Annotated in this window: 27 protein-coding genes and 1 pseudogene; 12 read left to right on the top strand and 16 right to left on the bottom strand. The window is 37.8% G+C overall.

Going from position 1 to position 25,941, the window contains the following annotated elements; genetic code table 11:
* Window positions 1-107 precede the first annotated feature (107 nt).
* The gene (locus DI060_RS14200) at window positions 108-1,091 is read left to right on the top strand and encodes a carbon-nitrogen hydrolase family protein (protein ID WP_135355063.1); all 984 of its coding nucleotides are present in this window, start codon (window positions 108-110) and stop codon (window positions 1,089-1,091) included.
* Between the two features lie 13 nt (window positions 1,092-1,104).
* Here the strand turns inward: DI060_RS14200 and rlmD are convergent, their stop codons facing one another.
* On the bottom strand, window positions 1,105-2,292 hold the full coding sequence (rlmD, locus tag DI060_RS14195) for a 23S rRNA (uracil(1939)-C(5))-methyltransferase RlmD (protein ID WP_108977620.1): 1,188 nt from the start codon (window positions 2,290-2,292) through the stop codon (window positions 1,105-1,107).
* Window positions 2,289-3,359 carry a quinone-dependent dihydroorotate dehydrogenase gene (locus DI060_RS14190; RefSeq protein WP_108977619.1) on the bottom strand — a complete coding sequence of 357 codons (1,071 nt, stop codon included), beginning with the start codon at window positions 3,357-3,359 and terminating at the stop codon, window positions 2,289-2,291. The genes rlmD and DI060_RS14190 overlap by 4 nt, the downstream gene beginning before the upstream one ends.
* Before the next feature lie 118 nt (window positions 3,360-3,477).
* Here DI060_RS14190 and DI060_RS14185 point away from each other — a divergent pair, with 118 nt between their 5' ends.
* The 3 genes from DI060_RS14185 to DI060_RS14175 are packed head-to-tail and all read left to right on the top strand — an operon-like array spanning window position 3,478 to window position 7,144.
* Window positions 3,478-5,073, top strand: coding sequence for a sensor histidine kinase (locus DI060_RS14185; protein ID WP_244594420.1), 1,596 nt, complete (start codon window positions 3,478-3,480; stop codon window positions 5,071-5,073).
* Between the two features lie 2 nt (window positions 5,074-5,075).
* On the top strand, window positions 5,076-5,996 hold the full coding sequence (locus DI060_RS14180; protein ID WP_108977617.1) for a response regulator: 921 nt from the start codon (window positions 5,076-5,078) through the stop codon (window positions 5,994-5,996).
* A gap of 20 nt (window positions 5,997-6,016) precedes the next feature.
* Complete coding sequence (locus DI060_RS14175; protein ID WP_135355062.1) at window positions 6,017-7,144, top strand: SGNH/GDSL hydrolase family protein; 1,128 nt, start codon at window positions 6,017-6,019, stop codon at window positions 7,142-7,144.
* Between the two features lie 10 nt (window positions 7,145-7,154).
* On the opposite strand, the gene DI060_RS19015 is transcribed toward DI060_RS14175, so the two are convergent.
* The 5 genes from DI060_RS19015 to DI060_RS14155 all read right to left on the bottom strand — a co-directional run bounded on the left by DI060_RS19015 (window position 7,155) and on the right by DI060_RS14155 (window position 11,736).
* Complete coding sequence (locus DI060_RS19015; RefSeq protein ID WP_167837016.1) at window positions 7,155-7,307, bottom strand: DUF5989 family protein; 153 nt, start codon at window positions 7,305-7,307, stop codon at window positions 7,155-7,157.
* A 9-nt stretch (window positions 7,308-7,316) separates the two neighbouring features.
* Window positions 7,317-7,727: an SxtJ family membrane protein gene (locus tag DI060_RS19220; RefSeq protein WP_108977615.1), complete on the bottom strand. Its 411-nt coding sequence runs from the start codon at window positions 7,725-7,727 to the stop codon at window positions 7,317-7,319.
* Between the two features lie 2 nt (window positions 7,728-7,729).
* Window positions 7,730-9,571 carry a carbamoyltransferase family protein gene (locus DI060_RS14165; protein WP_108977614.1) on the bottom strand — a complete coding sequence of 614 codons (1,842 nt, stop codon included), beginning with the start codon at window positions 9,569-9,571 and terminating at the stop codon, window positions 7,730-7,732.
* A gap of 148 nt (window positions 9,572-9,719) precedes the next feature.
* Window positions 9,720-10,889 (bottom strand): chromate efflux transporter, encoded by a 1,170-nt coding sequence (chrA, locus tag DI060_RS14160; RefSeq protein WP_108977613.1) that lies wholly within the window; start codon window positions 10,887-10,889, stop codon window positions 9,720-9,722.
* Between the two features lie 79 nt (window positions 10,890-10,968).
* Complete coding sequence (locus DI060_RS14155) at window positions 10,969-11,736, bottom strand: hypothetical protein (RefSeq protein ID WP_108977612.1); 768 nt, start codon at window positions 11,734-11,736, stop codon at window positions 10,969-10,971.
* Window positions 11,737-11,818: 82 nt separating this feature from the next.
* Between DI060_RS14155 and DI060_RS14150 the strand changes: the two genes are divergently transcribed.
* Both DI060_RS14150 and DI060_RS14145 read left to right on the top strand, forming a co-directional pair.
* Window positions 11,819-12,940, top strand: a complete 1,122-nt coding sequence (locus tag DI060_RS14150) for an AraC family transcriptional regulator (RefSeq protein ID WP_108977611.1) — start codon at window positions 11,819-11,821, stop codon at window positions 12,938-12,940.
* 94 nt (window positions 12,941-13,034) lie between these two features.
* The gene (locus DI060_RS14145; RefSeq protein WP_108977610.1) at window positions 13,035-13,577 is read left to right on the top strand and encodes an SRPBCC family protein; all 543 of its coding nucleotides are present in this window, start codon (window positions 13,035-13,037) and stop codon (window positions 13,575-13,577) included.
* Window positions 13,578-13,581: 4 nt separating this feature from the next.
* On the opposite strand, the gene DI060_RS14140 is transcribed toward DI060_RS14145, so the two are convergent.
* Window positions 13,582-14,250, bottom strand: a complete 669-nt coding sequence (locus tag DI060_RS14140) for a TetR/AcrR family transcriptional regulator (protein WP_167837015.1) — start codon at window positions 14,248-14,250, stop codon at window positions 13,582-13,584.
* Window positions 14,251-14,346: 96 nt separating this feature from the next.
* Window positions 14,347-14,949 (bottom strand): TetR/AcrR family transcriptional regulator, encoded by a 603-nt coding sequence (locus tag DI060_RS14135; RefSeq protein WP_108977608.1) that lies wholly within the window; start codon window positions 14,947-14,949, stop codon window positions 14,347-14,349.
* A gap of 101 nt (window positions 14,950-15,050) precedes the next feature.
* Here DI060_RS14135 and DI060_RS14130 point away from each other — a divergent pair, with 101 nt between their 5' ends.
* Complete coding sequence (locus DI060_RS14130) at window positions 15,051-15,827, top strand: SDR family NAD(P)-dependent oxidoreductase (protein ID WP_108977607.1); 777 nt, start codon at window positions 15,051-15,053, stop codon at window positions 15,825-15,827.
* A 42-nt stretch (window positions 15,828-15,869) separates the two neighbouring features.
* On the opposite strand, the gene DI060_RS14125 is transcribed toward DI060_RS14130, so the two are convergent.
* Window positions 15,870-16,958, bottom strand: coding sequence for a helix-turn-helix domain-containing protein (locus tag DI060_RS14125; protein WP_108977606.1), 1,089 nt, complete (start codon window positions 16,956-16,958; stop codon window positions 15,870-15,872).
* Window positions 16,959-17,064: 106 nt separating this feature from the next.
* On the opposite strand from DI060_RS14125, the gene DI060_RS14120 reads away from it, so the two are divergent.
* Together DI060_RS14120 and DI060_RS14115 are read left to right on the top strand one after the other, a co-directional pair.
* Window positions 17,065-17,550 carry a hypothetical protein gene (locus DI060_RS14120; RefSeq protein WP_244594419.1) on the top strand — a complete coding sequence of 162 codons (486 nt, stop codon included), beginning with the start codon at window positions 17,065-17,067 and terminating at the stop codon, window positions 17,548-17,550.
* 16 nt (window positions 17,551-17,566) lie between these two features.
* The gene (locus DI060_RS14115; RefSeq protein WP_135355061.1) at window positions 17,567-18,277 is read left to right on the top strand and encodes a DUF4386 domain-containing protein; all 711 of its coding nucleotides are present in this window, start codon (window positions 17,567-17,569) and stop codon (window positions 18,275-18,277) included.
* A 52-nt stretch (window positions 18,278-18,329) separates the two neighbouring features.
* Here the strand turns inward: DI060_RS14115 and DI060_RS14110 are convergent, their stop codons facing one another.
* Window positions 18,330-18,671: a hypothetical protein gene (locus DI060_RS14110; RefSeq protein ID WP_108977604.1), complete on the bottom strand. Its 342-nt coding sequence runs from the start codon at window positions 18,669-18,671 to the stop codon at window positions 18,330-18,332.
* 148 nt (window positions 18,672-18,819) lie between these two features.
* Between DI060_RS14110 and DI060_RS14105 the strand changes: the two genes are divergently transcribed.
* On the top strand, window positions 18,820-19,629 hold the full coding sequence (locus DI060_RS14105) for a helix-turn-helix domain-containing protein (protein ID WP_108977603.1): 810 nt from the start codon (window positions 18,820-18,822) through the stop codon (window positions 19,627-19,629).
* 29 nt (window positions 19,630-19,658) lie between these two features.
* On the opposite strand, the gene DI060_RS14100 is transcribed toward DI060_RS14105, so the two are convergent.
* Together DI060_RS14100 and DI060_RS14095 are read right to left on the bottom strand one after the other, a co-directional pair.
* Window positions 19,659-20,486 (bottom strand): RNA polymerase sigma factor, encoded by an 828-nt coding sequence (locus DI060_RS14100; RefSeq protein WP_108977602.1) that lies wholly within the window; start codon window positions 20,484-20,486, stop codon window positions 19,659-19,661.
* Window positions 20,487-20,861 (bottom strand): DUF1304 domain-containing protein, encoded by a 375-nt coding sequence (locus tag DI060_RS14095; RefSeq protein ID WP_108977601.1) that lies wholly within the window; start codon window positions 20,859-20,861, stop codon window positions 20,487-20,489.
* Window positions 20,862-21,019: 158 nt separating this feature from the next.
* Here DI060_RS14095 and DI060_RS14090 point away from each other — a divergent pair, with 158 nt between their 5' ends.
* Complete coding sequence (locus DI060_RS14090) at window positions 21,020-22,459, top strand: protein adenylyltransferase SelO (RefSeq protein WP_108977600.1); 1,440 nt, start codon at window positions 21,020-21,022, stop codon at window positions 22,457-22,459.
* A 114-nt stretch (window positions 22,460-22,573) separates the two neighbouring features.
* On the opposite strand, the pseudogene DI060_RS14085 reads toward DI060_RS14090, so the two are convergent.
* Window positions 22,574-22,678, bottom strand: a pseudogene (locus DI060_RS14085) (YncE family protein); the annotation flags it as partial.
* A 348-nt stretch (window positions 22,679-23,026) separates the two neighbouring features.
* Here DI060_RS14085 and DI060_RS14080 point away from each other — a divergent pair.
* Window positions 23,027-24,142, top strand: a complete 1,116-nt coding sequence (locus tag DI060_RS14080) for an esterase/lipase family protein (protein ID WP_167837014.1) — start codon at window positions 23,027-23,029, stop codon at window positions 24,140-24,142.
* Between the two features lie 495 nt (window positions 24,143-24,637).
* Here the strand turns inward: DI060_RS14080 and DI060_RS19335 are convergent, their stop codons facing one another.
* Both DI060_RS19335 and DI060_RS14065 read right to left on the bottom strand, forming a co-directional pair.
* The gene (locus DI060_RS19335) at window positions 24,638-24,781 is read right to left on the bottom strand and encodes a helix-turn-helix domain-containing protein (RefSeq protein WP_108977598.1); all 144 of its coding nucleotides are present in this window, start codon (window positions 24,779-24,781) and stop codon (window positions 24,638-24,640) included.
* Window positions 24,782-25,270: 489 nt separating this feature from the next.
* Window positions 25,271-25,627 (bottom strand): DoxX family protein, encoded by a 357-nt coding sequence (locus tag DI060_RS14065; RefSeq protein WP_108977597.1) that lies wholly within the window; start codon window positions 25,625-25,627, stop codon window positions 25,271-25,273.
* Between the last annotated feature and the right edge of the window lie 314 nt (window positions 25,628-25,941).

Here is a 25,941-nt window from a genome sequence, read left to right as displayed (position 1 = left end):
GCTGCTCAAAGACTGAGCATTTGCCAGTTGAGTATCAAAATGCGAGCGAAAGCCTAGAGATTGAATTTTTGCAGACCAATAGATCGCAAAAGGGTTATTTCTTGGGAATGGAACCATACTTAGACCAAAGATCTTACCAAAGCGAAGAATCTTTCTACCAAATTCTGAGAAGCTACTTTCTCTACGCGAAGAAACAAGAAGTTTTGCTCACTGAAAAAACTATCGTAGTTCTTCCGGAATATATAGGAACTTGGTTAGTTGCCGCTGAGGAGGATTCAGCAGTTTTTCTCGCTCCTAGTGTTTCGGATGCAATGCAATCTTTAATTTTTGAACATCCCTTGCAATTTCTTTGGACATACATATATTACAAAAGTTATGCGAATGAAAAATTGAAAGAAACTCTCTTTCGAATGAAAGCCATTCAAATGGCAAGTATCTACCAGAGCGTATTCTCTAGACTTTCTTCTGAGTTTAAAGTTGGGATAGTTGCAGGAAGTATTGTACTTCCGGAACCGAAAGTTATCGAGGGAAAGATCGTGACCTCTGATGGTCCTCTTCAAAATGTAAGTTTTTACTTTAGATCAAATGGAGAACTAGATCCCTCGATCGTCCGAAAGAAATACTTATTAGAAGAAGAGAAAACTTTCCTTTCTCAAAATAGTGAGAATCAATTTGCATTCGCAACGGAAATTGGAAAATTACAAGTTTTGATATGTGCAGATTCATGGTATCCTGATGTTTATCTTTCACAAAAGGATTCTGCAATTTCGTTTATCGCAGTTCCATCTTTTGTATCCCCACAAGATTCATGGAAAAAACCATGGAATGGTTACAATGGATTCCAGGCTCCGAATGATGTGAAGCAATCAGATATGAAAAGGATTTCTGAACTGCACGCATGGCGAAAGTATGGGATGTTAGGAAGAGCAAAACAAAAGACAGTCAATGCTTCTATTAATGTCTTCTTTCGGGGAAGGCTCTGGGACCTGGATGCTGGAGGTTCTGCTTTTTTGATGAAGAATGGAAAAGAAGTAGATTCCAAATGGAAATCTGAATCATACAAAGGTCGGATCTATGCGATTGGGATTTAATTTCCGAGTTTGATTAGCTTCTCGTTTTTTTCTTCGTAAAAACTGCTACTGCTTCCATATGATCGGTTCGCGGGAACATATCTACAGCTTGGAGAGACTGAAGGTAGTATCCTTTCGTAATAAAATTTGAATCAAACCTAAGAGTTTTTGGGTCGCAAGACACATATACGATCTTCTCAAAATTGGATTCGGAAAGTAAGTCTGATAATTCTTCCCCCAAACCGACCCTAGGTGGGTCAAGGACTAAGACATTGAAAGGTTTGTGTAAGAGGCTTGGGAGAATTTCGTGTACCCTTCCCCTCCTGTAACGAACGTTTTTGATCCGATTTACTTTTAAGGACTCAATGGCAGCCTTATATGAATTCGGATTGTCTTCGATGCCAATTACTTCCTTTGCGACTGAAGAAAGCCATAAGGAGATTGTCCCAATGCCTGAAAAGGCATCGATTACACTGTCTCCTTTTTGAATTTCATCTAAGATTAAATTATAAAGGCTAACCGTTTGGGACGGATTTGTTTGTAAAAATGTAGATAATCCAACTCTAAATTTATATGCGCCGATTTGTTCGTGAATGTAAGGTCTTCCCCATAAAAGGTTTTCTTCCTTTCCCAAAGCCATGTTTGATTGTTTTGTGTTGATGTTTTGAATGATTCCGACTAATTTTCCGAATTTACCTGATTTTCCAATTCGATCCGTGATAGCGCTATGCAATCGCTTTGAAGCATCTTTAGCATGAGGAAGATGGTCTTGGTTTGTGACGATACCAACTAAGATTTCATTGCTCGAGAATGACTTTCTTGCGACTAAGTATTTTAAAATACCCTTTTTGGATTTTTCATTGTAGGGGGGCAAGTCTTCTCTTTTTGCCCATGCCTTTACAGCTTGTAATATTTCTGAGAGTCCGGGGTCTTGTATCTTACATTCCTGTTGATCAACAATAAAACTAGAGTCACGATTGAACAAACCCAAGATGGTTATCGTTTTATTCCCAATATTTCGCCGACCAAATGGTACTTGGAGTTTAAATCGATAGTACTCTTTGTCCGGACTCGCTAAAATGGGGCGAAAGTTAACATGGCGAAAATCTTTAAATAAACTTTGGAGAAAGTTCTCCTTCTTTTTTAACTCCTTTCCGTATTCTTGGTCCAGATGAGCACATCCACCACAGAGACCAAAATGTTTGCAAGTAGATGGATTCATTTTTCTTGTTTTCCGATGATCTCTGAAATATGGGAATGCCCATGTTTGATTAAATAGTGATCAATTTCTGAACATATCTGACTTGGTAGCATTGGACCTTCATAAATATAACCTGTATACACTTGGATTAAATTTGCACCAGACAGGATCATTTGTAAAGCTCTCTCACCATTATGAATGCCACCGACTCCAATGATCGGTATTCTTCCTTTTAAAAACCTATATGCGATTTTTACCATATGCAAAGATTTTTCGAAAAGAGGGTCACCTGATAATCCACCTTCTGGAATATTGTCTTCCTCTAGACTGGATTTATCAAGAGTTGTATTTGTTAAAATGACCCCATCAATTTTTTTATCTAAACATACTTGGAGATTTACTAGAAGATCTTCATCAGTTAAGTCAGGAGCAAATTTAAGAAAAAGGGGAATGGGAAACTTTGGTCCAAATTCTTTTTGGATCCCATCGATTAGACTAACTAATGATTCCTTGCTCTGTAAGGACCTCAGACCAGGTGTATTCGGAGAGCTTACATTGATAACCGCATAATCCGCATAAGGCGAAAGTTTTTTTAAAGTGAAATTGTAGTCCTCAGCTGATTCTTCTAAGGGGGTAACCTTTGACTTACCGGCATTGATCCCCCTTACGGTTATTTTTCTCTGGTTGAGCAATGTCTTCTCAGCTTTGATAGCTCCAGGGTTGTTAAAACCCATTCGGTTTACCAAGGCTAATTTTTTTGGAAAACGAAAGAGCCTCGGTTGTTCATTGCCAGGTTGCTCCTTGGCAGTGATTGTCCCAATTTCTACAAATCCAAATCCCATATTTGCTAGGAAGGGATAGAGTTCTCCCGTTTTATCGAATCCTGCCGCCATTCCGATTGGGTTTCTGAATTCTATCCCCCAAATGGATTGTTTTAGGCGGTCCGACCGGTATTCTAGAGCAACACGTAATGCCGTAGAAAAGAAAGGTATAGTCCTCGACAATTGTAACATTGAGGCGGCGAAATGATGAGCCGACTCTGGATCCAACAAAAAGAGAATAGGTTTGATCAGATTTTGGTAGAGCACGATATCGATCTTCCAATTTGGCTCTTTTCTTGCCAGAAACTTACAAATTCTTTACGAAAAAGGATAAACTTAGATTGATTGTGCACAAAACTGGTAGATAAAGAAATAGAGGCAAATCTTGGAGCGAATTTGGCAAAATCCTAGCTTATTCTCAAAAGAAGAAATTCTCAGAGAATTAGAAAGTATCCTTCGTTCCAATCCAGACTACTGGATTAAATTCACAACTGACGGAACCATCGTTGACCATAAGCCTTCTCGTTATCTCCGACAAAATTCTTTATCAGAGGATATGATTGGCAAACAGTTATGGGAGGGTTTGCCAGAGTATTTGAGTCGTATCGCAGAAGAAGCGATTGGATATCTAAGCGCAAGAAAAAACCAAGTATTTTGGAAGGAGTACGAATTTAAAAATGAACATGAAACAAGATATGCTGAAGTTCGTTTTGTAACTCTTTACGATGGTTTCATCGTTTCTACACATCGAGATATTACAGAGCGAAAAAGGTTAGAGGCTGCCTTCTTAGAAAGTGAATCTAGATTCTTATCTATGGCCCAAAATGCGGCCGACTCAATCGTCATATTTAATGAAAACGGAAAGATTCAATTTTTTAATAAAACCGCCGAAACCACATTTGGGTATAGCCAAGAAGAGATGTTGGGCCAATCGATTTATAAAATATTACCTGAACACTTAGATTTGATAGGTGATCATCTTCCTCAGTTTTTTAATTTATCGACAATCGACCAAATTGGCAAGGGCCAAGAGTTCGTCGGACAAACAAAATCAGGACAATGTTTTCCTTGTGAAGTGTCTTTAGGGATGTTTAAGACAAGTGCAGGTAAAATGTACAATGCCATCATACGTGACATCTCGTTTCGAAAATTACAAGAAGCAGAAATCTTTCAGTATCGAAATCATTTAGAAGATTTGGTAGAGAAACAAACTTTAGATCTCAAAAATGCTAAGGAAGTTGCTGAAGAAGCTTCGAATATGAAATCTCTCTTTTTAGCAAATATTTCCCATGAATTGAAAACGCCTATTCATGCTATATTAAGTTATGCGGAATTGGGGATAGAGAGAGCGCCGAATGCAAATCCAGAAAAAATAAAAGAGTACTTCCAAATCATAGATTCATCTGGAAAACGACTATTGGATCTATTGGAAAACCTTCTCGATCTATCCAAATTGGAAGCAGGGAAAATGAAATATGTCTTTGAGACAAATTGTCTTAAAGACACAATTCGAAACGTCCTCCAAGAATTGAATGCAATATTGGAAAAAAAGCAGGTTAGTATAGAGCTAGAAGATGATGGGCATAGATGGGAAGCTGAATTTGACCTGGAAAGAATTCAGCAGGTCATTAGAAATATCATTTCAAATGCCCTCAAATTTGTACCTGAAAAAACCAAAATCGAAATTAAAAAAATCAAAAGGGAGTATATTCCAGTAAAAAAGGATATTTTCATCCAAGGAATTGGTGTTCAAATAAGAGATTACGGACCAGGGATTCCTGCTGAGGACTTGGACAAAATTTTCGAAAAATTTATTCAATCAAAACAAGTGAAGGCAGGAACAAAAGGTACGGGTTTAGGTTTGTCCATCTCAAGAGAAATAGTAAATCATCACCAAGGCCTTTTGTATGCCGACAATCATGAAGAGGGCGGTGCGATTTTTACTTTGATATTACCGATTTCTTCGGGAGAAAATGTATGACAATGAACTTGCTGGCAGTAGATGATGAGTCCATCAACTTAATGATCATTGAAGAATCTCTTTCAGAGAAAGGATTCAATATAATTAAGGCAAGAGATGGTGAAGAAGCCTTAGCTATTCTGAATCGAAATGAGCATAATTTTTTTGCAATTATTCTGGATCGATTGATGCCAAAGATGGATGGAATCGAGTTGCTTAGGAAAATAAAACATGCAGAAAAATGGAAAGATATCCCTGTTATATTCCAAACTGCCATGAGTGGTGTTAGTGATATGACAGATGGTTTAGATGCTGGTGCATTCTACTATCTCACGAAACCATATTCTAGGGCTCTTCTAGTCACAATTGTCCAAACTGCAGTAGAGCATTATATAAAATTACAGAGAGCAAAAGAAGACCTTCACAAAGGTATGGGTGCCCTTCGTCATTTGGTGAAAGGTGAATTTTGGATACAATCTATAAAAGAATCCCATGAACTCGCACCTATTCTAGCAAATGCATGTCCAAATCCGGAGAGAGTACTGACTGGGATTATGGAAATTTTAAACAATGCAATAGAACATGGAAATCTCGGAATTAGTTACCAGGAAAAAACAGAACTTCATGATAATGATAAACTCATGGAAGAGATCATGTTGCGATTGAATTTACCGGAATATAACAAAAAATATGTGAAAGTGTTATTTGAAAAGAAGGAAGATAAAATTCAAATTACTATAAAAGACGAGGGAAAGGGATTTGATTGGAAACGATTTTTATCCATCCAGGCTATGACCAAAAATGCATTTAAAACCCACGGAAGGGGAATCTTTATGGCGCGCAGATTATCATTTGATGATCTCACTTACGAAGATGATGGATCAAAGGCAATCATAACGATAGATTTGAAAGCCAAAGAATCAGATCCTCTCATTGATAATTGATATTCATACAAAATAAAAAAATGAAAAAAACAGCAATCTATACAACACTATTCATATTTTATGCCCTTGTTCTCGAGTTTGTCTTAACTTTATTTGATCCAGAAGTCGTTTTTGTAAAATCATTTGATCGCAATCTTTTGTTTTCTATGTATCCAAACCGAACGGGTATCGTTGTCTCTGAAGAGTATAAAGTTAAGGTAACAACAAATCAATATGGTAGCAGACAAACAAATCCGAGTTCACGGCCAAATGTAATTCTCTTTGGTGATTCTTTTTCTGAGGGCTGGGGTGTAGAAGAGAATGAAATGTTTTCACAGATTGCTAACCAAATTCTTGGACCGGAAAATCAAATTTTAAACTTAGGTGTCCATGGTTCAAATCCAGCATTAATGTATCTTCATTTAAAACATTATCTCTCCCTCTTTCAACCAAAGATCGTTTACATCCAAATATTCGATAATGATCTCGATGATTTAGGAAAGTTCGAAACTTTTTTAGAAAGAATCGAAAATGAAATTCAGCCAAAAGTCCCCTTGGCGGTTAGAATCTTTGGCGAAACTGTTTACAATGTGTTCAAAGAAAGTAGCACGTTTCGATTGGCTCGAAGGATCATAAAAAAGTCAAAAGGGCAAATAGATCCTATCCTATATTACAAAGAGAACAAAGTACCTGACTTAGCTTTGTTAAGCCACGAAGACTCCCTTAGAAAATTTGGCCGTCTTTCGCCACTTCAAAACGAGATTGAAACCAAATACAATGGTCAGTTTGCATTTTATCGGGATGCAGAACATTGGCAGAACCTTTTAAAAACAGAAACTGATTACCTGGAAAAAATGTTTGCACTCCTAAATCAAAAAAATATCAAAATGGGAATCATTTATATACCAGCTAAAGAATTTTTTGCAGAAGGTGGGATACTGGGAAACCAAAAGAAGAGAGAGCTAAATCGATTTGTACTAGCGAACCCACATCATATGAACCTTAAAAGTTTCTGTGATACTAAAAAAGTGGATTGTATGTTTGTCTCAGAACTTTTCTGGGATCAAAACCCAGAAAACCTTTATTTCCCTTTTGACGCCCATTGGAATCGCCAGGGAAATAAAGTATTCGGAGAAATATTGGCAAAGCAGCTAGAAAAGCTCCCGTAATCTCCGCAATTCAGAAAAGTGTGTAGATGAAAGGTGCAATTGCGGATCCTTGAGTGAGGACCAAAAGAGCACCTAACAACAGAAGGATAATGATAATTGGGGCAAGCCAAAACTTCTTTCTGATCTTTAGAAAATCCCACAAATCTTTGATTAAATCTAACATATCTTTCCTCTAAAAAGGTCTCTCCATGTGTTCCGGGCTTCGTTCGGAACTTAAGACACGATACGAAACCGAATTGGTTTCTAATCTTCTATTCATGGAGTCTTTACCTAGCAATCTCCTTAAGAGTCCGATCGGAGTAAATAAAAAGAAAAAAATGACAGAAAGAAGAATCCTTGTGTTTATGAAACCCAATACTAATCCAATTAACATCCATGCCTTATAGGGATATAGAAGTAATTTTGGAAGGAGAAGCCCAAACATCAATATCACAACACCGATTCCTATCAAATAGGTGTTGAATGAGCCACGGTTAATATAAGGAAAAATAATTCCGAATACAATCGATGTAACTCCACCTACAATCCAGGAGAAAGATCTTAAATCTGAAATGGTAGGTTCAGCAGTTTCTTTTTGTATCATAATCAATCCAATTCAAATTCATTTTTCCAAGAATCATCTTTTTCAACTTCAGGCTGGTCTTTCTTAGATAGCAAACAGTCTTCTAAGACGAGATAATCCATTTCAGTTCTCATAAAACAACGGTAAGCGTCTTCAGGTGTGGATACGATTGGCTCTCCGCGAACATTAAAGGATGTGTTCACTAAAACAGGGCATCCAGTCAATTGATGAAACTTTGTTAAGAGAGAATAGAACTTAGGGTTTGTCTCTTTGTGCACTGTTTGGATGCGGGCTGAATAATCCACATGAGTAATTGCGGGTAGGGAAGATCTAGGTACATTGAGTTTTTCAATGCCAAATAGTTTTTGTTGCTCTTCAGTCATTTGAATGCGGTGTTTTTCTAAAACATCTGCAACGATAAGCATATATGGACTTTTTGATTTGATATCAAAATAATCCGATACATGCTCAGCCAAAACTGCCGGAGCAAAAGGCCTAAAACTTTCTCTGTATTTAATTTTGAGATTCATGACTGACTGCATCTTTTGGTTTCGAGGGTCACCTATGATGGAGCGACCTCCGAGAGCTCTAGGTCCAAATTCCATTCTTCCCTGAAAATAACCTACAACGTTACCTTCGGCAAGGATTTTGGAAAGTTGATCGTGCAATGTGTCAGAGTCGTATAATGTATATTTTGCGCCTGCAGAATCTAATCTCTTTTTAATCTCGTCATTTGAATATTTTGGACCAAGATAGGAACCCTTCATTGCATCCAATGGATTTACCTTTCTTGGCTTATTTTTATATTCATAATAAGCAGCCAAAGCAGCTCCTAATGCTCCGCCAGCATCCCCTGCGGCTGGTTGGATAAAGACCTCATTAAAAATACCGGCCTTTAATATCTTTCCGTTGGCAACACAATTGAGTGCAACACCACCTGACAAACATATGTTGTTTATACCTGTTTCTTTTTTGGCGGTCTTAGCTAATCGTAACATCACTTCTTCAGTGACTTCTTGGACAGAACGAGCCAAATCCATCTCTTTTTGAGTTAAGGTAGATTCACTTTTTCTTGGAGGGCCACCAAACAGCTTATGGAACTTCTCATTTGTCATGGTTAGTCCCTGAGCATAGTTGAAGTAATCCATATTCAATCGAAAGGTTCCGTCTTCTTTTAGATCGATTAAGTGTTTGTAAATAAGATCTACATACTTTGGCTCACCATAAGGGGCAAGTCCCATAACTTTGTATTCACCAGAATTTACCTTGAATCCCGTATAGTATGTGAAGGCCGAGTACAACAAACCAATAGAATGAGGAAAGTCAATCTCCCACAATGGTTTTAACCGATTGCCATCTCCAATCCAAGCTGATGTAGTCGCCCATTCACCTACGCCATCCAGACAAAGTACGATAGCCTTTTCGTATGGGCTCACAAAAAAAGTGGAGGCAGCGTGTGCTTGGTGGTGTTCGGTGAATAGTAGTTTAGGGGATTTTTTATGAGCAGAGAGTGCAGAGAATTCTTTTTTGAGCGTACTCTTAAGAAAGAGTTTCTCTTTCAGCCAGACTGGCATAGCAGCAAAAAATGAAAGTAAACCCTTCGGGGCATAGGAGAGATAGGTCTCCAATAGCCTTTCAAATTTTACGAGAGGTTTGTCATAAAAAACGACGCAGTCTAGATCATCTACGGATATATTTGCTTCGCTGAGACAGTATAAGATAGCATTTTTAGGAAACCGAGAATCATGTTTTTTTCTGGTAAATCGTTCTTCCTGGGCGGCTGCAAGAATTTCTCCATCCTTGATCAGACAGGCGGCACTGTCATGGTAATAGGCGGATATGCCTAATATATATTCACTTTGCATCTATCTGAAATACTTCCATAAAAGCCATTTTTGTCAATGAGATTCAGGCCTAGTCTTTATTCCGAAATATAACGGATATTTGGTGGTAAATTTGACATAATTTTCCAAATCTGCCGTTTTTGTCTTTTAGAAAAGGCTTTTTTGAGACCTATAAGATCGACTGTAGGTTGTAAATCATAACAATACTCAGTACTACAAGCCAACTTGGGAATTTAAGTTGTTCCAGAAATACAAACCCCAAGGTAGCAATCGAAATATCCAAGTTTGATTCTATTGTTTGTTTCCAGATTGGATCGTAAAGTGCAGCAATTAGAAATCCCAAGACGGATGCATTGATCCAATATAGCATTCTCTTCACCGAATCAATTGATTTGATTTTTTCCCAATTTGGCAAAGTCCCCCAAATGAGAAGAAAGGATGGGATGAATAGGAAGACTGTGCAGAGCGTTGCAGAGAGCCAGGAATTGATTTTGGTTGGTACCAAGAACCCCACAAATGCACTGAAAGAAAATAAAGGACCTGGGACGATATTTGCTAAACCGTAGCCCGCGAGAAAAAGGTCTTTTGTCAGCAATCCGTTTGAGACCAATTCATCCTGGAGTAAAGGTAGGACAACATGACCACCACCAAAAACTAAAAAACCAGTTCGATAAAACAAACTTAAGACGGATAGCAGTGGATCACCATTTCCAATCGCCATTAGGAGAAAGAAAATCGCAGTTAATATGAGAAAAAAGAAAAGACTATTTTGCTTAAAAGAGATCGATTCTGTTTTATTCGACTCTGAAGAAGTCTGCGGACCAAAATAGTATCCACAAAAACCCGAGAGAAAAATTAAAAGCATAGGGAGGAAGGGAATCTGCACAAGCCAGAGTAAAATTGAAGAACACAAAGCGATTATTATGCGAATATGATCACCGAATGTTTGTTTGGACATGTTCACAATTGCTTGTAGTATGACTGCAACAGACCCGACTTTAAGACTGTGGATGAATAATGGCGGTAAAAAAGAGGCAAAGGAATTGATTCCCATAGCACAGAGACACAAGAACAGAGCAGAGGGAAGGGTAAATCCTATCCAAGCTAAGATAGATCCCAAGTAACCTCCTCTGATAAACCCAATGGCTAAGCCCACCTGAGAGCTTGCAGGACCAGGCAACACTTGGCAGAGAGATATTAGATCCAAATAATCTGATTCTGAAATCCACTTTTTTCTTTGGACATAAACCTCTCGGAAGTATGCTAAATGTGCGATCGGACCTCCAAAAGAAGTGAGTCCTAGTCTTAGTGCTGTGAATAAAATTTCTGTATACTTCATAAACAATACATCCACACAAAAAAAAGAAGGAATTTTATCCCACTATAGACTGTTCGCATTGTGGGATAAAATAATAGAGTTAGAAAGATTTCATATATCCTAAAGAAACATTGAAAAATAAACCTTGGTCATGTGCTTTATGAATTCCTAATAAACCAAATTGGCTCTCAAAGGCAACTTTTTCTGGGGAATCTGCCCATACATTTGGCCAAAATCGAATCGATGGTTCTAACATAAGTCCTTCCTTGCCTCCCATTGGAAAGTATCGGTAGTACAGACCTAGTCCTACCGATCGAGTGCGGTATCTATGAGTGCTTCCTGGAGTTATATATTTTGCTCCATAAATTAGTTCTGAAGCAATTGCTTTTTCGACTGTAGCTTCCACAAAATCTTTGTTAGGATTTTGTCTGGGTAGCCAAACCTCTGCTTCATTTCCTAGAAGAGGAACATCAGTTCGCAATCCTATTGATTGAGATAAAAATAAATCATCTAAACCATTTTCAGACTGCACTCTATAAAAATGTTCTTTAAACTCCAGCCTCAAATCTAAGTTAGGTGTAAAAAGGTAACCAAAACTGAATCCAGTTGTGTAGGGAAGGTTGATTTTTAGTTTCTGTGCTTTTTCATCGGGAGTAAGTGCAGCCCCGTTTCTCGCGTCAAAATTCAGATTGGAGCCGTGGGAATAACCGAATAAAAACTTTTCTCCATAATATGTCCCAGCAATATTCCATCCTCCTATCAACGGTTGGCTTAAACCACTCTGGACCGAAATCGAATCGGAAAAGAGAGATTGAGTTTGTGCCACAAGCAATAGTGAGAAAAGCGAAAGTGTAAAGATTCTTGACATAGATTCTCCTTGTTATAGCCTCCAGTTTAGCCCAAACAAGAATCGCTGTCGCACCACCCGATCGGATGGAACCAATTAATTCATGATACCTCCTCTATTTATTTCTATATTTCTCGGATTTGGCTTATTCCAATCTTTGCTTCTATTTGTTTATTACCTTCGTTTGAGTGATTGGAAGGTAGGTTCGGTTCCAATGGCAATTTCGTTTCTGATCCTATCTTTGGTGTTCGGCTTCTCGATACTATATTTGAATGGGCTGGCTTTAGAGTTTCCTCATATGGCAAGATTAGGTTTTTTATTGGGTGCTCTGATTGGACCGACATTCGGGATAGCGATTCGCGCACACCTTGGTTACCCAAAAGACTTTTGGGGAGAATTGATACCTTTTTTGGTTCCGGTAGGCATTCTTATCTATTCATTTCCATTTTTCCTACAAAGTTCAGCCGATAAATTAGCCTTTATCCGAGCGGATCTGATTGCTCCTCATCCTGAATGCACATTTATGAGTTTGTTTGCCGTTTTTTCAAATGCCATCTCCTTTGGCCGCGTTTATTTCAGATTGAAAGACTTTGAAGATGAATTTCCCAAGGAATCTTTGCAAGAGGTAAAATTATTTCAGAACTATCTTCGAACCTCTTCCATTGTCTTCTTATTTGTTTGTATCTTTTATGTATTCGTAGAAGACAGGAGAGTTGATACTGTTACAAACATAGCCATCGCGATTTGGGTGCTAGGCTTTGCTTGGTTTCGATTTTATTCTGAATCGAATCTGGATCGGCCTGTTGCAAATGTTGATTTGTCAGAACCAAACAAAGAACTAAAATACAAAAAATCATTTTTGTCCCAGAATCAATTGGATGAAATGGGAAAACAGATTGTAAGTCTGTTAGACGATAAAGAAATGTACAAGGACGCTGATCTTAGTTTGGACTTGATCGCCAAATACCTAAAAACAAATCACCAAACGGTATCCCAAGTTATCAATCGTTACTTCCATAAAAGTTTTTTAGAGCTTATTAGAGAGTATCGAATCCAAAATTCAAAGGAGTTACTCATTCAAACGGATCATCCGATCCTACGCATCGGTCTTGATGCTGGATTCAATTCAAAAACAAGTTTTCTCCGTGCCTTCCGAGAAGAGGTAGGTTGCACTCCCAGTGAATTCAGAGAACGACACTCTGTCCCAAACCAAAAGCGTACTTGAACCTCGCCTAAAACCGAAATTTCTAGAGAAAATTCCTATTGACAAAAAAGTCCATTAGTTAGTAAATACTTACTAACTAATGGAGGCTACTAAAATGAAATCTTACTCTATCTTTATTCTAAGTCTGATTTTGATCTTTCCCCTTACCATCTTTGCATCAGCAGAGGATAATATTGTAGAGATCAAAGTACCGTTTCAAATCAAAACCAAGAAACAGGTCGCTTTTGAAAGGATCGTTCCCATAGAACTTTCGAAAATTTTTAGACCATACGGTCGATTGCCTGGTATCAAGAGCACAAATGAAACTGAAAAATGGATTAAGGCTGGTCTCACAAGGAAAGTTGAATTTGAAGACGGGGATACAGCAATTGAAACACTAGATCAGGTGAATCCTTCACATGATTTTTCCTATCATATCGAATCATTTACATCTCCCTTACGATTTTTAGCCAATCGTATCGAAGGTGAATGGATTTTTTCTGATACAGAATCGGGAGCAACAGCGGTGCATTGGACGTATCGCGTTTATTTAAAAAACACATTCGCTCGTGGGATCTTTAATCTATTTGTTAAAAAGGATTTGGAAGGGATGTTGAGACAAGCCTCTGAGATCATTACGCAAGACCTGGAAGGGTAGTCTTTCACTTCGAGATTTTTTTTCCGAAGTGCTTGTGGAGGATTGCATCTTTGAATCCAATGCCTCGCAAAACAAACAATAATGTATCCTGTTTTAATTTTGATTTGGATACTTTGTACAGGCTAAGAGATGGTGAGGAAAAATTAAAAATGGAAAAGGCGATCAACAGATGGTGAACAATCCAGCCATTTTGCCTTTTTGCATCCATATGCTTCTCTTCTAGCTCACCATTTTTCCATGCAATTTCATAAGATTCGCTGATGATCTCTTCCAAGGCTGACATCTTTTCTGTAAAATATCGTTTTGCAAATTTGCCATCGGTTGTTAAACTTTTTAGAACCAATTTATGCGCATATTCTAAGTCTGGATTTCTATTTGTGCTTAAACACTCACTGAGAAAGAGATCTATCAAACTTGCCAGGAAATTAAATCCCTTTTTATTTTCTGCTATTTCATTCCAGCCGGATTCTTTGATGGCCAAGGTATATTCGAGTACGCCTTGAAACAGCAATTCTTTGGTTGGGAAAATTTTGTATATGAGCGCATCTGTTACTTTTGCTGCTTTCGCCAATTCTCTTGTTTTAGTTCCATCCAATCCTTTTTCCGCAAATAAGGGAAGGGCAGCTTGAATGATGGAAAGTTTTCTCTCTTCGTATGTAAGTCTTTTATTCAAGATCTATTCCTTTCTTTCGTACTACCGAATTCTAAACAAAAGATAGTTTCTCCTTATGATCTGTAAATTAGGAATCATTCGTTATGAAAGTTTTGATTAAGAAAAATGAATCTGAATCAAACGATCAAATGCAAAGTCGATGGTTTTTGAAATTGCCGCATCATTGAATTTTTTAGGATCGGATAGATGTTGTAACATCAATCCTTCACCTAAAGACAGTAACATGACAGTGATCTCATATGAACTTAAAGCAGGTTTTTCTTTGCTATCATTGAAAATATGATCCACGATAGAGGCAAGTTTTTGATTGTACACTCGATTGATCTTTCTTATTTTTTCTTTGATTTCGTGAGAACGAATAGCGAGCTGGAAAAATTCACTCATGATCAGAGCAAACTTTGGGTTCTGAGCATTTTTTCGGTAATAGGTGCGGATATGGTCTAGTTTTTGATTTGGTGGAAGCTCTGTAGTTAAGATCAAATCAAGTTCCATTAAGATTTGATCCATCCGGCTTTCCACCAATTTCAAAAAAAGATCCTCTTTGCTCTCAAAATTTGAATAAAACGCGCCTCTGGAGTATCCTGCTTCCATGGTGATCGTTTCTACACTTGCAGCATGGAATCCGTAGTCTGCGAAATTTTTTTCCGCTGATTCTAAGATTCGGGAAACAGTAAGTTGCTGGCTTTCTTTTCTTTTCATAAAATCCTTTTTTTACTTGAGATACATTGGTGTATCTGAAATATTTGGATAAAATTCGGATACATCCATGTATCTGAAATAGAATAGAAAGGTAGGTACTTATGTCAAAGGAAAAATGGGCATTGATAACGGGAGCATCTTCAGGGATCGGTAAATCTTATGTGTTAGAATTTTCAAAAAGAGGGTACAATGTGGTCCTGGTTTCTAGAAATCTCTCATCTTTAAACAAGGTTAAGGAAAGTTTGGGTACAGAGACAAAAAGCTTGGTTTTGGCAATAGATCTTTCAAAGCTTGATTCTGCAAAGACTGTATTTGAAGCCGTTCAAAAGAGCGGAATTGAAATCCATACTTTAGTCAATAACGCAGGCTTTGGCTCGTATGGTCCTTTCCACTTAAGTTCCTATAACGAAAACCAAGACCAAATGATACTGAATATCGTTAGTCTTGCCAATTTGACGCATCTATTCCTCCCCGGAATGGTGGAAAGAAAGACAGGTACGGTAATCAATATCGCGAGTACAGCAAGCTACCAACCCGTACCTTATATGGCAATCTATTCGGCTTCCAAAGCATTTGTTCGGTTTTTCACGAAAGCGCTCTGGGCTGAATATTCAGAAACTGGTGTTCAATTTTTAAATGTAAGCCCTGGGCCCGTAGAAACCAATTTTTTTGAAGTTGTCAATGCGAAAGAGGCATCGGTAGGAAAGCGAGACACTCCAGAAAATACAGTCAAACAGTCGCTAGATGCTTTGTCGAAACGAAAAGCCTCTATCATCACAGGACCTATCGGGAACTTTATACTTTCCAATCTCTCGAGAATTGTGCCAACTCAGATAGGGCTAAAGATTACGAAGAAAGTAATGAGCCCCAAAAACTAAAATTTTGGGTAATGGATGCCATTGAACCAATGGCATTGCGAACTAAATCGAGCGACTTTGGAGTTTTTGTTTATATTCCTTGGGTGATACAGATTTGATTTGGCGAAATGCTCTGAGAAAAGCTGATTTTGATTCGTAACCAACTTCCATGCCGATTCTAAGTACAGTCCAATCAGTAGTCGAGAGATACTCCAATGCTTTCTCGATCCTTTTTTCGCGCAGATATTCATAGAATGTTTTTTGGAAATAGCGATTGAAGACTTGCGAGAGGTCATGGTTAGAATGTCCGAGAGCAATTGATAATTCCTCAAATGAAAAATCTGAATCAAAAATTCGGTCAGACTCGGAAAAGAAGGCCTCTATCTTCATACCTGCCTTTTGGAGTTTATCATCTACCAGTAGAGATTTTTTATATTTATCCTCAGATTTTTTCTGCTGCTTCAGTTTGAATTCTCTTTGGTCCGTAATCAGTCGAAAATAAGAAAGACCGATGGTCCAAAAACAGAATCCAATATTGATTATGGCTTCTTCTGTGCGACTAGGGTGCAATGCATAGATGCAAATTCCGATCAAATGCCAAACTACCAAAATCCAAAGAGAAATCTGCAGAGACTGCTTTGCGCCAGGCTCATCAAACGATGATTTAACACGGAATAAGCGGTATGAAAAAAAGCTAAGGAAAATAAAATTCGATACCAAGACATAAAGCATGAGTTGAAATGGTTCTCCCTGAACGAGATCAGCTTGGTTTGCATTCAAAAAATGAAGTTTGGTTTCCGTATCTGAAAAAAAGAAAGGAAGTTGGTAGATCCCCAAAGCTATGCTCGGCAAAAAAGCAGAGATTGCGAACTGAGGAGAAAATAAATGCAAACGATAATAATTGCTGATACCCAAGAGAAACAGAGGAGGGGCTAGCACTCCCAATAAATAACCTAATTGGGAGAAATGTATGAATACTTTGATCCAACCGGATATATACAAAAAGTTACAAAAGAAGGTAAAGGCTAAGAAGATGAAAAAGAAAACGAATCCAGCTTTATCTTGCATGGGTCTGTCTTTCAAAAGAAAATAAAAGGCAAGGTGTAGGGACTGCAAAAAGGCAAAGCCTAGGATTATACTGCCTATTTCCATTACTCCTTTGACGTTTCCCTGTCCTCAAAGGGAATATCTTTTCTTTTTTGGTCTCACCCCATTGGGAGAAACGACAAGCGAGTAAAAATAGCAGAAACTAGAGAATGTGAAACATATCAGAGCAAGTTTTTTCATCTCTCTTTTCTTCTTATTCGGAGAGTCAGCTCTATTCGCGAATGAGACGAAGGGTGGCTTTTCAAAGGAAGAAATCGGATTCAATTTCTTTAGAGCGCCCTCCATAGGTGGTGAATATCGGTACGAACAGTTTTCTATTCATGCCGGCTATTACCCGACTAATTTCGAATCAGGTGTCACCACACAGTTTTATAAACTTGGGGTCGGCTATTGGTTTTTACCGAGCGAGCTTTCGAGCGATGCCTATCATCCCTCCTCCTTTTATACTTACCTATCCTATGGAAGGGGTATCAATCGCGATTATGAAAACAAAGATACTTTGATGTATGAGCTTGGCTATCGATGGATGGTATGGCGGGGATTGAGCTTTCGATTCGGTGCGATCGGTCTATTTGCAGAAGGAGAGTCTGCAAAATTAAATCCAACCCCATCCATTGGGTATTCTATATTTTTTTGAACAAACAGGAGACAATATGAACCAGAGAATTTTAGCAGGTTGGGGATTTATTTTTGCAGCCGTGGCAATCCAAATACCATATACATATTTAATTTTGAACTTTGATTATCCAGATATCTTAAGGAAGGATACAGGTGAGATCCTGAGCAAATTCCACCAAGCCGGAGAACCATTGGTGTGGGCTTGGTTTGCATTTGCACTGTTGGGATTGCCCTTGTTCTACTCATACACGTATCTGAATGAAATTTTTAAAAAAGACAATTCTCTTCTTAGCAATGTCGGAACATTTTTCGGCCTTAGCGCTTTGCTCTTTCAAATGATAGGTCTTTTGCGCTGGGTTTTTGTTGTACCTTTTCTTGCAAAATTGTATGTTCAGAATTCAACGATCGAAACTACGCGAGTAGCTATCGAGATTTCCTTCCAAACTCAACACCAACTATTTGGAGTATTATTGGGAGAGCATATCGGACAACTATTCACCGTTATCTGGATGTTTTGCTTTTCTTATCTATTCTTCCAACAAAAGCAAAGAAGTTTTCTTATTTCGACTTTTGGATTTTTATCCGCATTTGTATATCTGTGTGGTCAGACAGAATTACTGACACTAGTTACCAATATTCCAGAAATTCCACTAACAGGATTTTTGGGTAGTTTGGGTTGGCTTGTGTGGATGATTGTTGTCGGTGTGGTCTTAATCCGACAGGATGGAAAAAACAAAGGGATATAGCTGTAGTAGGAGTACATGACAACCAAGAAGAATCCTCGGTTGTCATGTTACATTATGTACTTTGGTTCTTTCCTAGGAGAATGCCTTTTATATTCCCAGAATTTTGAAAGCTCAGCCAGATGAGGTAGGGTGCAAAGAATAAAATCCCGAGGACACTTGCAACAAGGCCTAAGGCGATACTTTGCGGGCTAAATTGATTTCTCCACATGATCCAAAGCCCTGAAAGCAAAAGATAACAGCTAAAATCAAAGTGGAACTGGCCTGGCCAAGTCAATGAGATTAATCCTTGGAAAAATGGAGTCAACAGATCCCATCCATAGCTTTGAGAAGCGATTGCGGTATACGCAGTAATGCCAAGGAACATACCAGTTAATAAAATACGGAAAAAAATCATAACCAACCTCAAATAGAAGAATACTTGATAGTGTAACAAAGACCAACCTGCTTTGTCGATTACCAGAGAGGTAATAAGGTAGCTTTTTAATCGGAAACTTCTTTTTTTGTTCTAAATTCTGTCTATTTCCTAGAGAGATTGAGGAACTATGATCGTTAAAGAGAAAGAAGAAGTCTCCCTTTTGAAATTGCAATCCTTTGGGGATTCGCTTAAATTTTGGAGGGAGTTGCATCGAAAAACTCAATTGGATTTGGCTATGGATTTGGATGTTTCAGCCAAACACCTAAGCTTTTTGGAAAATAACCGATCCACTCCGAGCCGACAAATGGTTCTGAAAATAGCGGAAGTCTTACGATTGCCACTCCGCCAAAGAAATTCACTTCTACTTGCTGCGGGCTACGCTCCCGAGTTTAAAGAATCTGCCTTGTCAGACCAACAAATCCAGTCTGTTGCGGAAGCCTTACAAAGATTGATCGATAAACAAGAGCCATTTCCTGCCTTCGTAGTAAATACAGAATATAAAATTTTAAATTATAACCAGGGTTTCCGAAAACTAATCTCTAAGTTTGTGGGAGATAAGGCACTGCAGATCCATGAGAATGCGATCGAGATTTTGTGCTCAGAAACTGGTCTGAAGCCATATGTTGAACATTATGAAATCGTAGAAAATTTTTTGAAGAGAAGACTTTTTGATGAGATACTAATCTCACAAAATCCCAAATTATTGGATTTGTATCAGAAACTTTTTTCAAACAATCCTATGAATGAACTTTTGCCTTTAGTGGATATGCAAATACCTATCTTAAGTCTGCGCCTACGGAAAGAGAATCTTTGTGCAAATTTTTTTTCAACCATTACAACTTTGGGCACTCCTCTTGATGTAACTCTACAAGAATTGAAGATAGAGTGTTTTTTTCCCATGGATGAGGAAACAAAATGTGTACTAAGCGAACCTTAATGAAAAATCCATAGGATGTTTGGAGCCAATCAATTTAAGATCGACCATTGGTTTGTTTCTATGCTCTCTTTGCATTTTTTCAGAAAATCCTGCCTTGATTGAAAATCAGGTCCTTGGGAATAAATTTCTGCCGCTTTTCGAACTGTCCTTGAGGCCATTAGAAGTGGCTTTGGTTTCCAGGTGCCTTTTTCTTTCATGTGCTCAGAGAGTTTTAAATAGGCATCTATTCGTTTTGATTTTTGTGAATAGGCAATACGATTTTCACACCGACAGGCGTTAGATTCTTTTGCTAATCCACAATGTTTGCCTAAGAACTGGTCCATCTTTATCCGAGCTCTAGATAACCTTTTTCTAAAATTTGCCTCCGAGATATTCATGATCCAGGCGCCTTCTTCGCTACTCACTTGAAAAACTTCACCTAACAAAAAAGCAATTCTATAACTTCTTTTTAAGCAAAGTAAAATTGCATGAGTACATGCAGCTTGCACATGCAATGCAAGATTTTTGGTTGATTCATTGGTCTCTGAGGGGATAATATTTCCTTTCGATAGCTCTTGTTCGACTTGGCGAAAGCGAATTGATTTTTGTTCTAAAAGACTTCTTTTCGAATTGATTAAATGATTACTAGCGATGCGGTATACCCAGGTACTCAATTTACTTTCTTTTCGGAAGCTCCCTAAGTTTGTAATTACCTTGATGAGGATCTCCTGAGTAGCATCTTCTGCATCCTCAGGATTCCAAAGAAATTTGAGTGAGAGAGCAAATACTTTTGGCTGGAAAAATCGTACTAAGTCCTCAAAAGCCTTACGGTTACCTTGGATACATTTTTCCCAGATATGTAAATGCGGATCTTCCATTTATTTTCGATTTGCAAGTATCGTCATACCTAAGGCTAGTAATGCGGGTGCCCCTTGGGTGAATAGGATGGAAAACTTAGCAGTCGCTGATCCATATATTCCCGCTATGACAATGCAAACCAAAAAGAATACAAGAGTTTGGTATTTCGAGTTTTGGTCTTTGATAAAGAAGAGGGCCCAAAACAAACCGGCTGCTAGAAATCCATTGTACAATCCTTGGTTCTTCGCAAGAGTCGCGGTCGTGGCAGCTGTTTCTGGTGTGAGTTTAAATGTCCGCATGCCAAACTCTGTTTGCCATAAGAACATTTCCAGAACAAGGATAAATACGTGTTCCACTGCAACAAATCCGCTTAGAATGAGTGATGCTATTTTCATAAAATCTCCTATTGCTTCTTGTGACAAAGTGGTTTTCGAATTGTGACACTTTTTCCAATTTTTTGCTCCTATTTTTAAAAAAATTCATTTTTTCTTATGCCTTTTTGGAATCAATTCCAGGGAAATGTTTGGAACTTGTCTAATCAACAGGCCAAACCATGACAAAAGTGCAAAATGCCAGCTATCTGAGTCTACCCAAACTTTTTTATAAGACCAAAGGTAAGAGTCAATTTCCGTCTCCAAAAATGATTTTCTGGAATGAAGACTTGGCTCAATTTCTACAGCTTGAAGAGGAAAACCAAGATAAGGATTTAAGTGCACAGTATCTCTGTGGGAATTTGGTCTATGAAAATACGGAATCAATTGCATTAGCTTATGCAGGGCATCAATTCGGCCACTTTACTATGTTAGGTGACGGTAGGGCGGTTTTATTAGGAGAGGTAGAGGCAAAAGATAAGATCAGCTATGATTTACAGTTGAAGGGATCAGGAAGAACTGCATTTTCCCGAAATGGAGATGGGCGAGCTACTCTAACAGCAATGCTTAGAGAGTATTTGATCAGTGAATCTATGTTTTATCTAAAAATACCAACAACACGAAGTTTGGCGGTTGTGGAAACAGGTGAATTTGTTACAAGAGAGATGACGCAACCGGGTGCGGTATTGACACGCGTCGCGAAAAGCCATCTTCGAGTTGGAACATTTGAATACGTGTACCAATTTGGAAATGAAGAGGATCTGTCTGCACTTTTAGCTTATGCGACCGAAAGACATTTCCCTTATTTAGAAAAGACCGACCGGTATGCTTTGCAATTTTTGAGAGAAGTAATGAATCTACAGTCATCATTGATTGTGGATTGGATGAGAGTTGGTTTCATTCACGGTGTCATGAATACTGATAATATGAGTATTAGTGGTGAAACCATTGATTACGGTCCTTGTGCATTTATGAATGTTTATGATCCTTCCACTGTTTTTAGCTCAATTGATAGTCAGGGTAGATATGCATTTGGAAACCAAGCATCAATCGCACACTGGAATCTTGCATGTTTGGCGAATGCACTACTTCCCCTCATACATAAAGAAGAAAAAAAATCAATAGAACTTGCACAATCAACTCTGGATGAATTTGCAAAAATATTTATGGACAAGTATTGGTCCATGATGGCAAAGAAGATTGGATTTCCAAAAGCAGATGAAGATGTTCTCCAATTGGCAAAAAGTTTGTTGAACATTATGCAAACATACAAATTGGATTATACAAATACATTTATCAATTTAGAAAGATCGGATTTTGATCAAAACAAAATAGACCCAAATCTTAAGACTTGGATTGAGGATTGGAGACTAGTCCTCAATCAAAAGAATCTAGATTGGAACCAAAGTTTAGCATTGATGGAAGAAATGAACCCAAGTTTCATACCGAGAAACCATTTAGTGGAAGAAGCATTGGAAAGTGCGCGTATGGGAGAGGGGGAAAAAATAATGTCTCTTCTCCAAAGGCAGAAGTTTCCTTACGAAAGAAAGGACATCCTGCTGCTAGAAAATGAAATTCCAAAAGGGGGTGACGCTGGCTATGTTACCTTTTGTGGGACTTAAATGATTAGCATTTCTACAAATCTTTTAAATTCTCCTTTGATGCCCCATTTGTATAACGTTTTATTCTACTTTTCTAAAAGAATCTGATTCTTTGTTTCTCGAGGAATCTCAATCTTAATTGCGAGTGTAGACTCTGATTTGGTTATCTAAGAAATAAGAAATAACAAGAAATCTATTGTCTCTAGAGACATCTAAACCAGTTGTCTGATTCCCTCTTTCTCAAGAATCTACCTTGAGAAAAAGTCCTCTTGGTAAACCAATCTTTGGCTGTTTACTTTGGTATACTCTTTTGGCTATTATCAGAGTTGCAATCGTTATCCTCATATCCTTTGGAAAACCAAAACCTTATATGAATTAACATATTAAATGATACGAGGTTCTCAAAAGCGATATTATGTGAGGTCTTAATGAAAAAAATTCGAGACAAAGCAGAAAAGAAGTTTGCTTGCATGGACGAACTAGTAAAAAAATTGCTGGATGATCTGCTTTCAAAATCTGTATACATATTTCGCGATAGTCTACCTATCTTTTTTTGTTTGCTTCTGTCGTACATCACAGCCAGAGCACTTGCGAAAGGTAGTTTTAAAAGCTGACTTCAAGGCCTCAAACCAAGCAGTCGTTTTTGTTCCTGGAATCAAAGGAAGCATCTTAGAAGATTCTAACGGAAACGTTCAATGGTTGGATGCTACCCAAGCACTTGGGTTCTCTACTCCTGACTTACGCTTGCTTGGGAATTCCATATCTTTGAGACCCCAGGGAGCTTTATATCGAATCTCGGCCATTCCATATTTAATCGAGGTGAACGTATATGCCCCTTGGATAGAGAAAATGTCGAAAGAAGATGCTTTGGATTTTTATGTTTTCTCTTATGATTGGAGAAAGAAAAATCTTAGCACCAGAGATCAGCTAATCCTATTTTTAGAAGAGCTAGGCAAACAATATAAAAGTAAACCTATCCTCATTGGCCATTCAATGGGTGGGATGATCTCCATGTCCGCAATCAATCTCAAGCCTACTTTGGTAGATAAAGTAGTGTATGTAGGAGTTCCATTTCGGGGAGGGATTGGTTATATGAAAGATCTTCATGTAGGAGTTTCTACAGGTCTGAATCAAAAAATACAAAGCCCTTGCATGATAGCACGTTATGAAACTGTATATGGTTTTTTTCCAAGGCTAAATACTTGGGATTCTAAGGATGTGGTAGTCGATTCCAAGGGACAAACTTTACATTTGGATTTATACAATGCAAAGACTTGGAAAGAGAATCGACTTGGATTTTATGCAAACGAATGTAAAACAGAAGACATTCCTTTAGAAGAGGAATTTCAAAACATTTTAGATGCATCCAGAAAATTTAGAGAAAGCCTTACTCCAACCAAAAAATTACTGGAAGTATCAATGCCAACTCTAGTGGTTCATGGAAACAATTTACCGGTCCGCAAAGCAATGACAAAAATAGAAACCAATGTCGGGACAACTTCAAATAAAAGTACTCCACAGTGGGACCTCGAAAAAGCTCCGAAAGAGCTGGGGGATGGATCAGTGTCTTATGCCAATTCAATTCCTCCTGAACCTATCATTTTTGAATCTTTCGTGAGCACATATGAACATAGTGTACTCTTAAACGATCCTAAAGTTCAAGAGGTCATAATTTCGTTTATTACTAAGAAGAAGGTTAAGTAAATATGATATTGGCTTTTTTACTTTCGTAGCCTATTGATATGCCTTGTTTTCATGGGCATCAATTGAAGAGACTGTCTTGGTTAAACATCAATTTTCTCTTGAACATTTGAAAATAATATAGGTTGCCAAAAATGCCTCAAATAAACTCAAAGGAATAGCAATGGGTAAAATTCCGAAAGGTAATACACCCAAATTCCCGATTACCAACCACATAAGAGCAAAAGCTACAAACCAAGAAAGTAAAGTAGTCTGAAGAAACGTGTATTTTTTGCTGAAGATAAAAATGAGATTGGCAAAGCAGAAGGACCAGATACCCCAGACAACCCCGTTGATAGGTGCTTCGGGGAATGTTAATTTTAAATTTTGGTAGTGTTAAATCCAAAGTTCTCTCAATAAATATGTGTTACGAGCAATTTCGGAAATACTAATCCAGACTGTTGCCAATACAATCGATACAGTTGTTTTTTTAATCCTTGTCATTTTTCTAAACCAGAACTATTTCCTTTTTATAAATCTATCTCTATATTCACCGGGACTCATTCCTACTGTTTTTTTGAAAACTTTTTGAAAATGAGATTGATCCTCGTAGCGACAATGATAACACAAATCCGAAATTCTCAAATTTTCTTTTGATAACATTTGCTTTTTGGATACGTAACGTCTCTAGATATTTTTTTGGACTTAGGTTCAATTCTTGCTTCATCTTTCGAAACAAGGTTCTAGGATTCATATTGGTAATTTCTGCTAAATCATCAAAGTGCAAAGGGTAACTTAAATCACTTAATAATTTCCGATCCAACTTCAAAATCCTAGTGGCCTGAGAATTATGAAGCCATTGCTTATAAGGAGATTGAAGTTCTCTCTTAGGATCCACAGCTAATATATTCGCAACCGATTTTGATAGGATCTCTTTGGATGTATCCGTAAGCGAACGCAATGCAAAGTCAATCGAGCTAAACGCTCCACCTGAAGTCGCAATCAAAAAATCTCCTGAAACAAATTGTCCCAACTTTGATACATTAATTGAAGAAGTACCATTCCTGGATTAAAGTACTAACTGAACACATTAGAAAAGTGTTTTATCTATTGTTTTTCCTAAGATTTGGTTAGTATGTATGGCCTAGGCATTTAATTTTTTTGCCAAAGAAAATAGGAGGCAAAAATGGCCGATAGTGGGAGAATCATAAACAATACTCTTGGATCAAAGTGGCCAGCCATCAATGCTGAGTAAATCGCTCCTACTATGTCGTAAACGAGGCCAGCATAGGCCCATTCCTTTAATCGCTTTAGGTTTGGCATTAAGATCACTATGCAACCTAAAATTTTAGCAATGCCTAAAAATGGCAATAAATATGAAGGGTATCCAAGTTGTTTAAATACTTCAAGCCAATCCTCCGTTTGCAATATATTCATAACAGATCCTGGTAATAAAAAAAATAAGACCAGACCAGTTGTGATCCAATAATAGAATTTTAAGTTTTTCATTTATTTTACCCAATTATCTTAAGTTTTTTTAAAAGAAATCCAATCTTCAGAATTAATACCAGAAGGAATTTCTGCTCTCAAAACTTTCGTTGAAAGTTATAACTTGCAAGAACAATTTGCACTCATATTGCCAGATATGACTTGGGTTTTCGATTCAGTTTGTTTCTTTATGTTCCTTATGCGAAAGCTATATAAATTCTTTGCAAGATTCCATGGAGATGTGAGATGAAATGTCGCTTTAAAATTTGAGAATTGTATCTTCAATGATTTGAAGTGCTCCAGACAATGCTTTTCTATGCTTACATAACTGAATT

The organism is Leptospira ryugenii, assembly GCF_003114855.1.
Lineage (GTDB): Bacteria > Spirochaetota > Leptospiria > Leptospirales > Leptospiraceae > Leptospira_A > Leptospira_A ryugenii.
This window is presented reverse-complemented; position numbering and strand designations above follow the sequence as displayed.

Bases quoted from the DNA above. Each gene is read 5' to 3' on its own strand.
- DI060_RS14105 (WP_108977603.1), top strand. From the start codon at position 18,820: ATGATCGTTAAAGAGAAAGAAGAAGTCTCCCTTTTGAAATTGCAATCC.
- DI060_RS14095 (WP_108977601.1), bottom strand. From the start codon at position 20,861: ATGAAAATAGCATCACTCATTCTAAGCGGATTTGTTGCAGTGGAACAC.
- DI060_RS19015 (WP_167837016.1), bottom strand. From the start codon at position 7,307: ATGTTAGATTTAATCAAAGATTTGTGGGATTTTCTAAAGATCAGAAAG.
- DI060_RS19220 (WP_108977615.1), bottom strand. From the start codon at position 7,727: ATGATACAAAAAGAAACTGCTGAACCTACCATTTCAGATTTAAGATCT.
- DI060_RS14155 (WP_108977612.1), bottom strand. From the start codon at position 11,736: ATGTCAAGAATCTTTACACTTTCGCTTTTCTCACTATTGCTTGTGGCA.
- DI060_RS14200 (WP_135355063.1), top strand. From the start codon at position 108: ATGGAACCATACTTAGACCAAAGATCTTACCAAAGCGAAGAATCTTTC.
- DI060_RS19335 (WP_108977598.1), bottom strand. From the start codon at position 24,781: ATGTTATCAAAAGAAAATTTGAGAATTTCGGATTTGTGTTATCATTGT.
- DI060_RS14100 (WP_108977602.1), bottom strand. From the start codon at position 20,486: ATGGAAGATCCGCATTTACATATCTGGGAAAAATGTATCCAAGGTAAC.
- DI060_RS14110 (WP_108977604.1), bottom strand. From the start codon at position 18,671: ATGATTTTTTTCCGTATTTTATTAACTGGTATGTTCCTTGGCATTACT.
- DI060_RS14135 (WP_108977608.1), bottom strand. From the start codon at position 14,949: ATGAAAAGAAAAGAAAGCCAGCAACTTACTGTTTCCCGAATCTTAGAA.
- chrA (WP_108977613.1), bottom strand. From the start codon at position 10,889: ATGAAGTATACAGAAATTTTATTCACAGCACTAAGACTAGGACTCACT.
- DI060_RS14090 (WP_108977600.1), top strand. From the start codon at position 21,020: ATGACAAAAGTGCAAAATGCCAGCTATCTGAGTCTACCCAAACTTTTT.
- DI060_RS14065 (WP_108977597.1), bottom strand. From the start codon at position 25,627: ATGAAAAACTTAAAATTCTATTATTGGATCACAACTGGTCTGGTCTTA.
- DI060_RS14180 (WP_108977617.1), top strand. From the start codon at position 5,076: ATGAACTTGCTGGCAGTAGATGATGAGTCCATCAACTTAATGATCATT.
- DI060_RS14125 (WP_108977606.1), bottom strand. From the start codon at position 16,958: ATGGAAATAGGCAGTATAATCCTAGGCTTTGCCTTTTTGCAGTCCCTA.
- DI060_RS14145 (WP_108977610.1), top strand. From the start codon at position 13,035: ATGAAATCTTACTCTATCTTTATTCTAAGTCTGATTTTGATCTTTCCC.
- DI060_RS14150 (WP_108977611.1), top strand. From the start codon at position 11,819: ATGATACCTCCTCTATTTATTTCTATATTTCTCGGATTTGGCTTATTC.
- DI060_RS14130 (WP_108977607.1), top strand. From the start codon at position 15,051: ATGTCAAAGGAAAAATGGGCATTGATAACGGGAGCATCTTCAGGGATC.
- DI060_RS14115 (WP_135355061.1), top strand. From the start codon at position 17,567: ATGAACCAGAGAATTTTAGCAGGTTGGGGATTTATTTTTGCAGCCGTG.
- rlmD (WP_108977620.1), bottom strand. From the start codon at position 2,292: ATGAATCCATCTACTTGCAAACATTTTGGTCTCTGTGGTGGATGTGCT.
- DI060_RS14175 (WP_135355062.1), top strand. From the start codon at position 6,017: ATGAAAAAAACAGCAATCTATACAACACTATTCATATTTTATGCCCTT.
- DI060_RS14165 (WP_108977614.1), bottom strand. From the start codon at position 9,571: ATGCAAAGTGAATATATATTAGGCATATCCGCCTATTACCATGACAGT.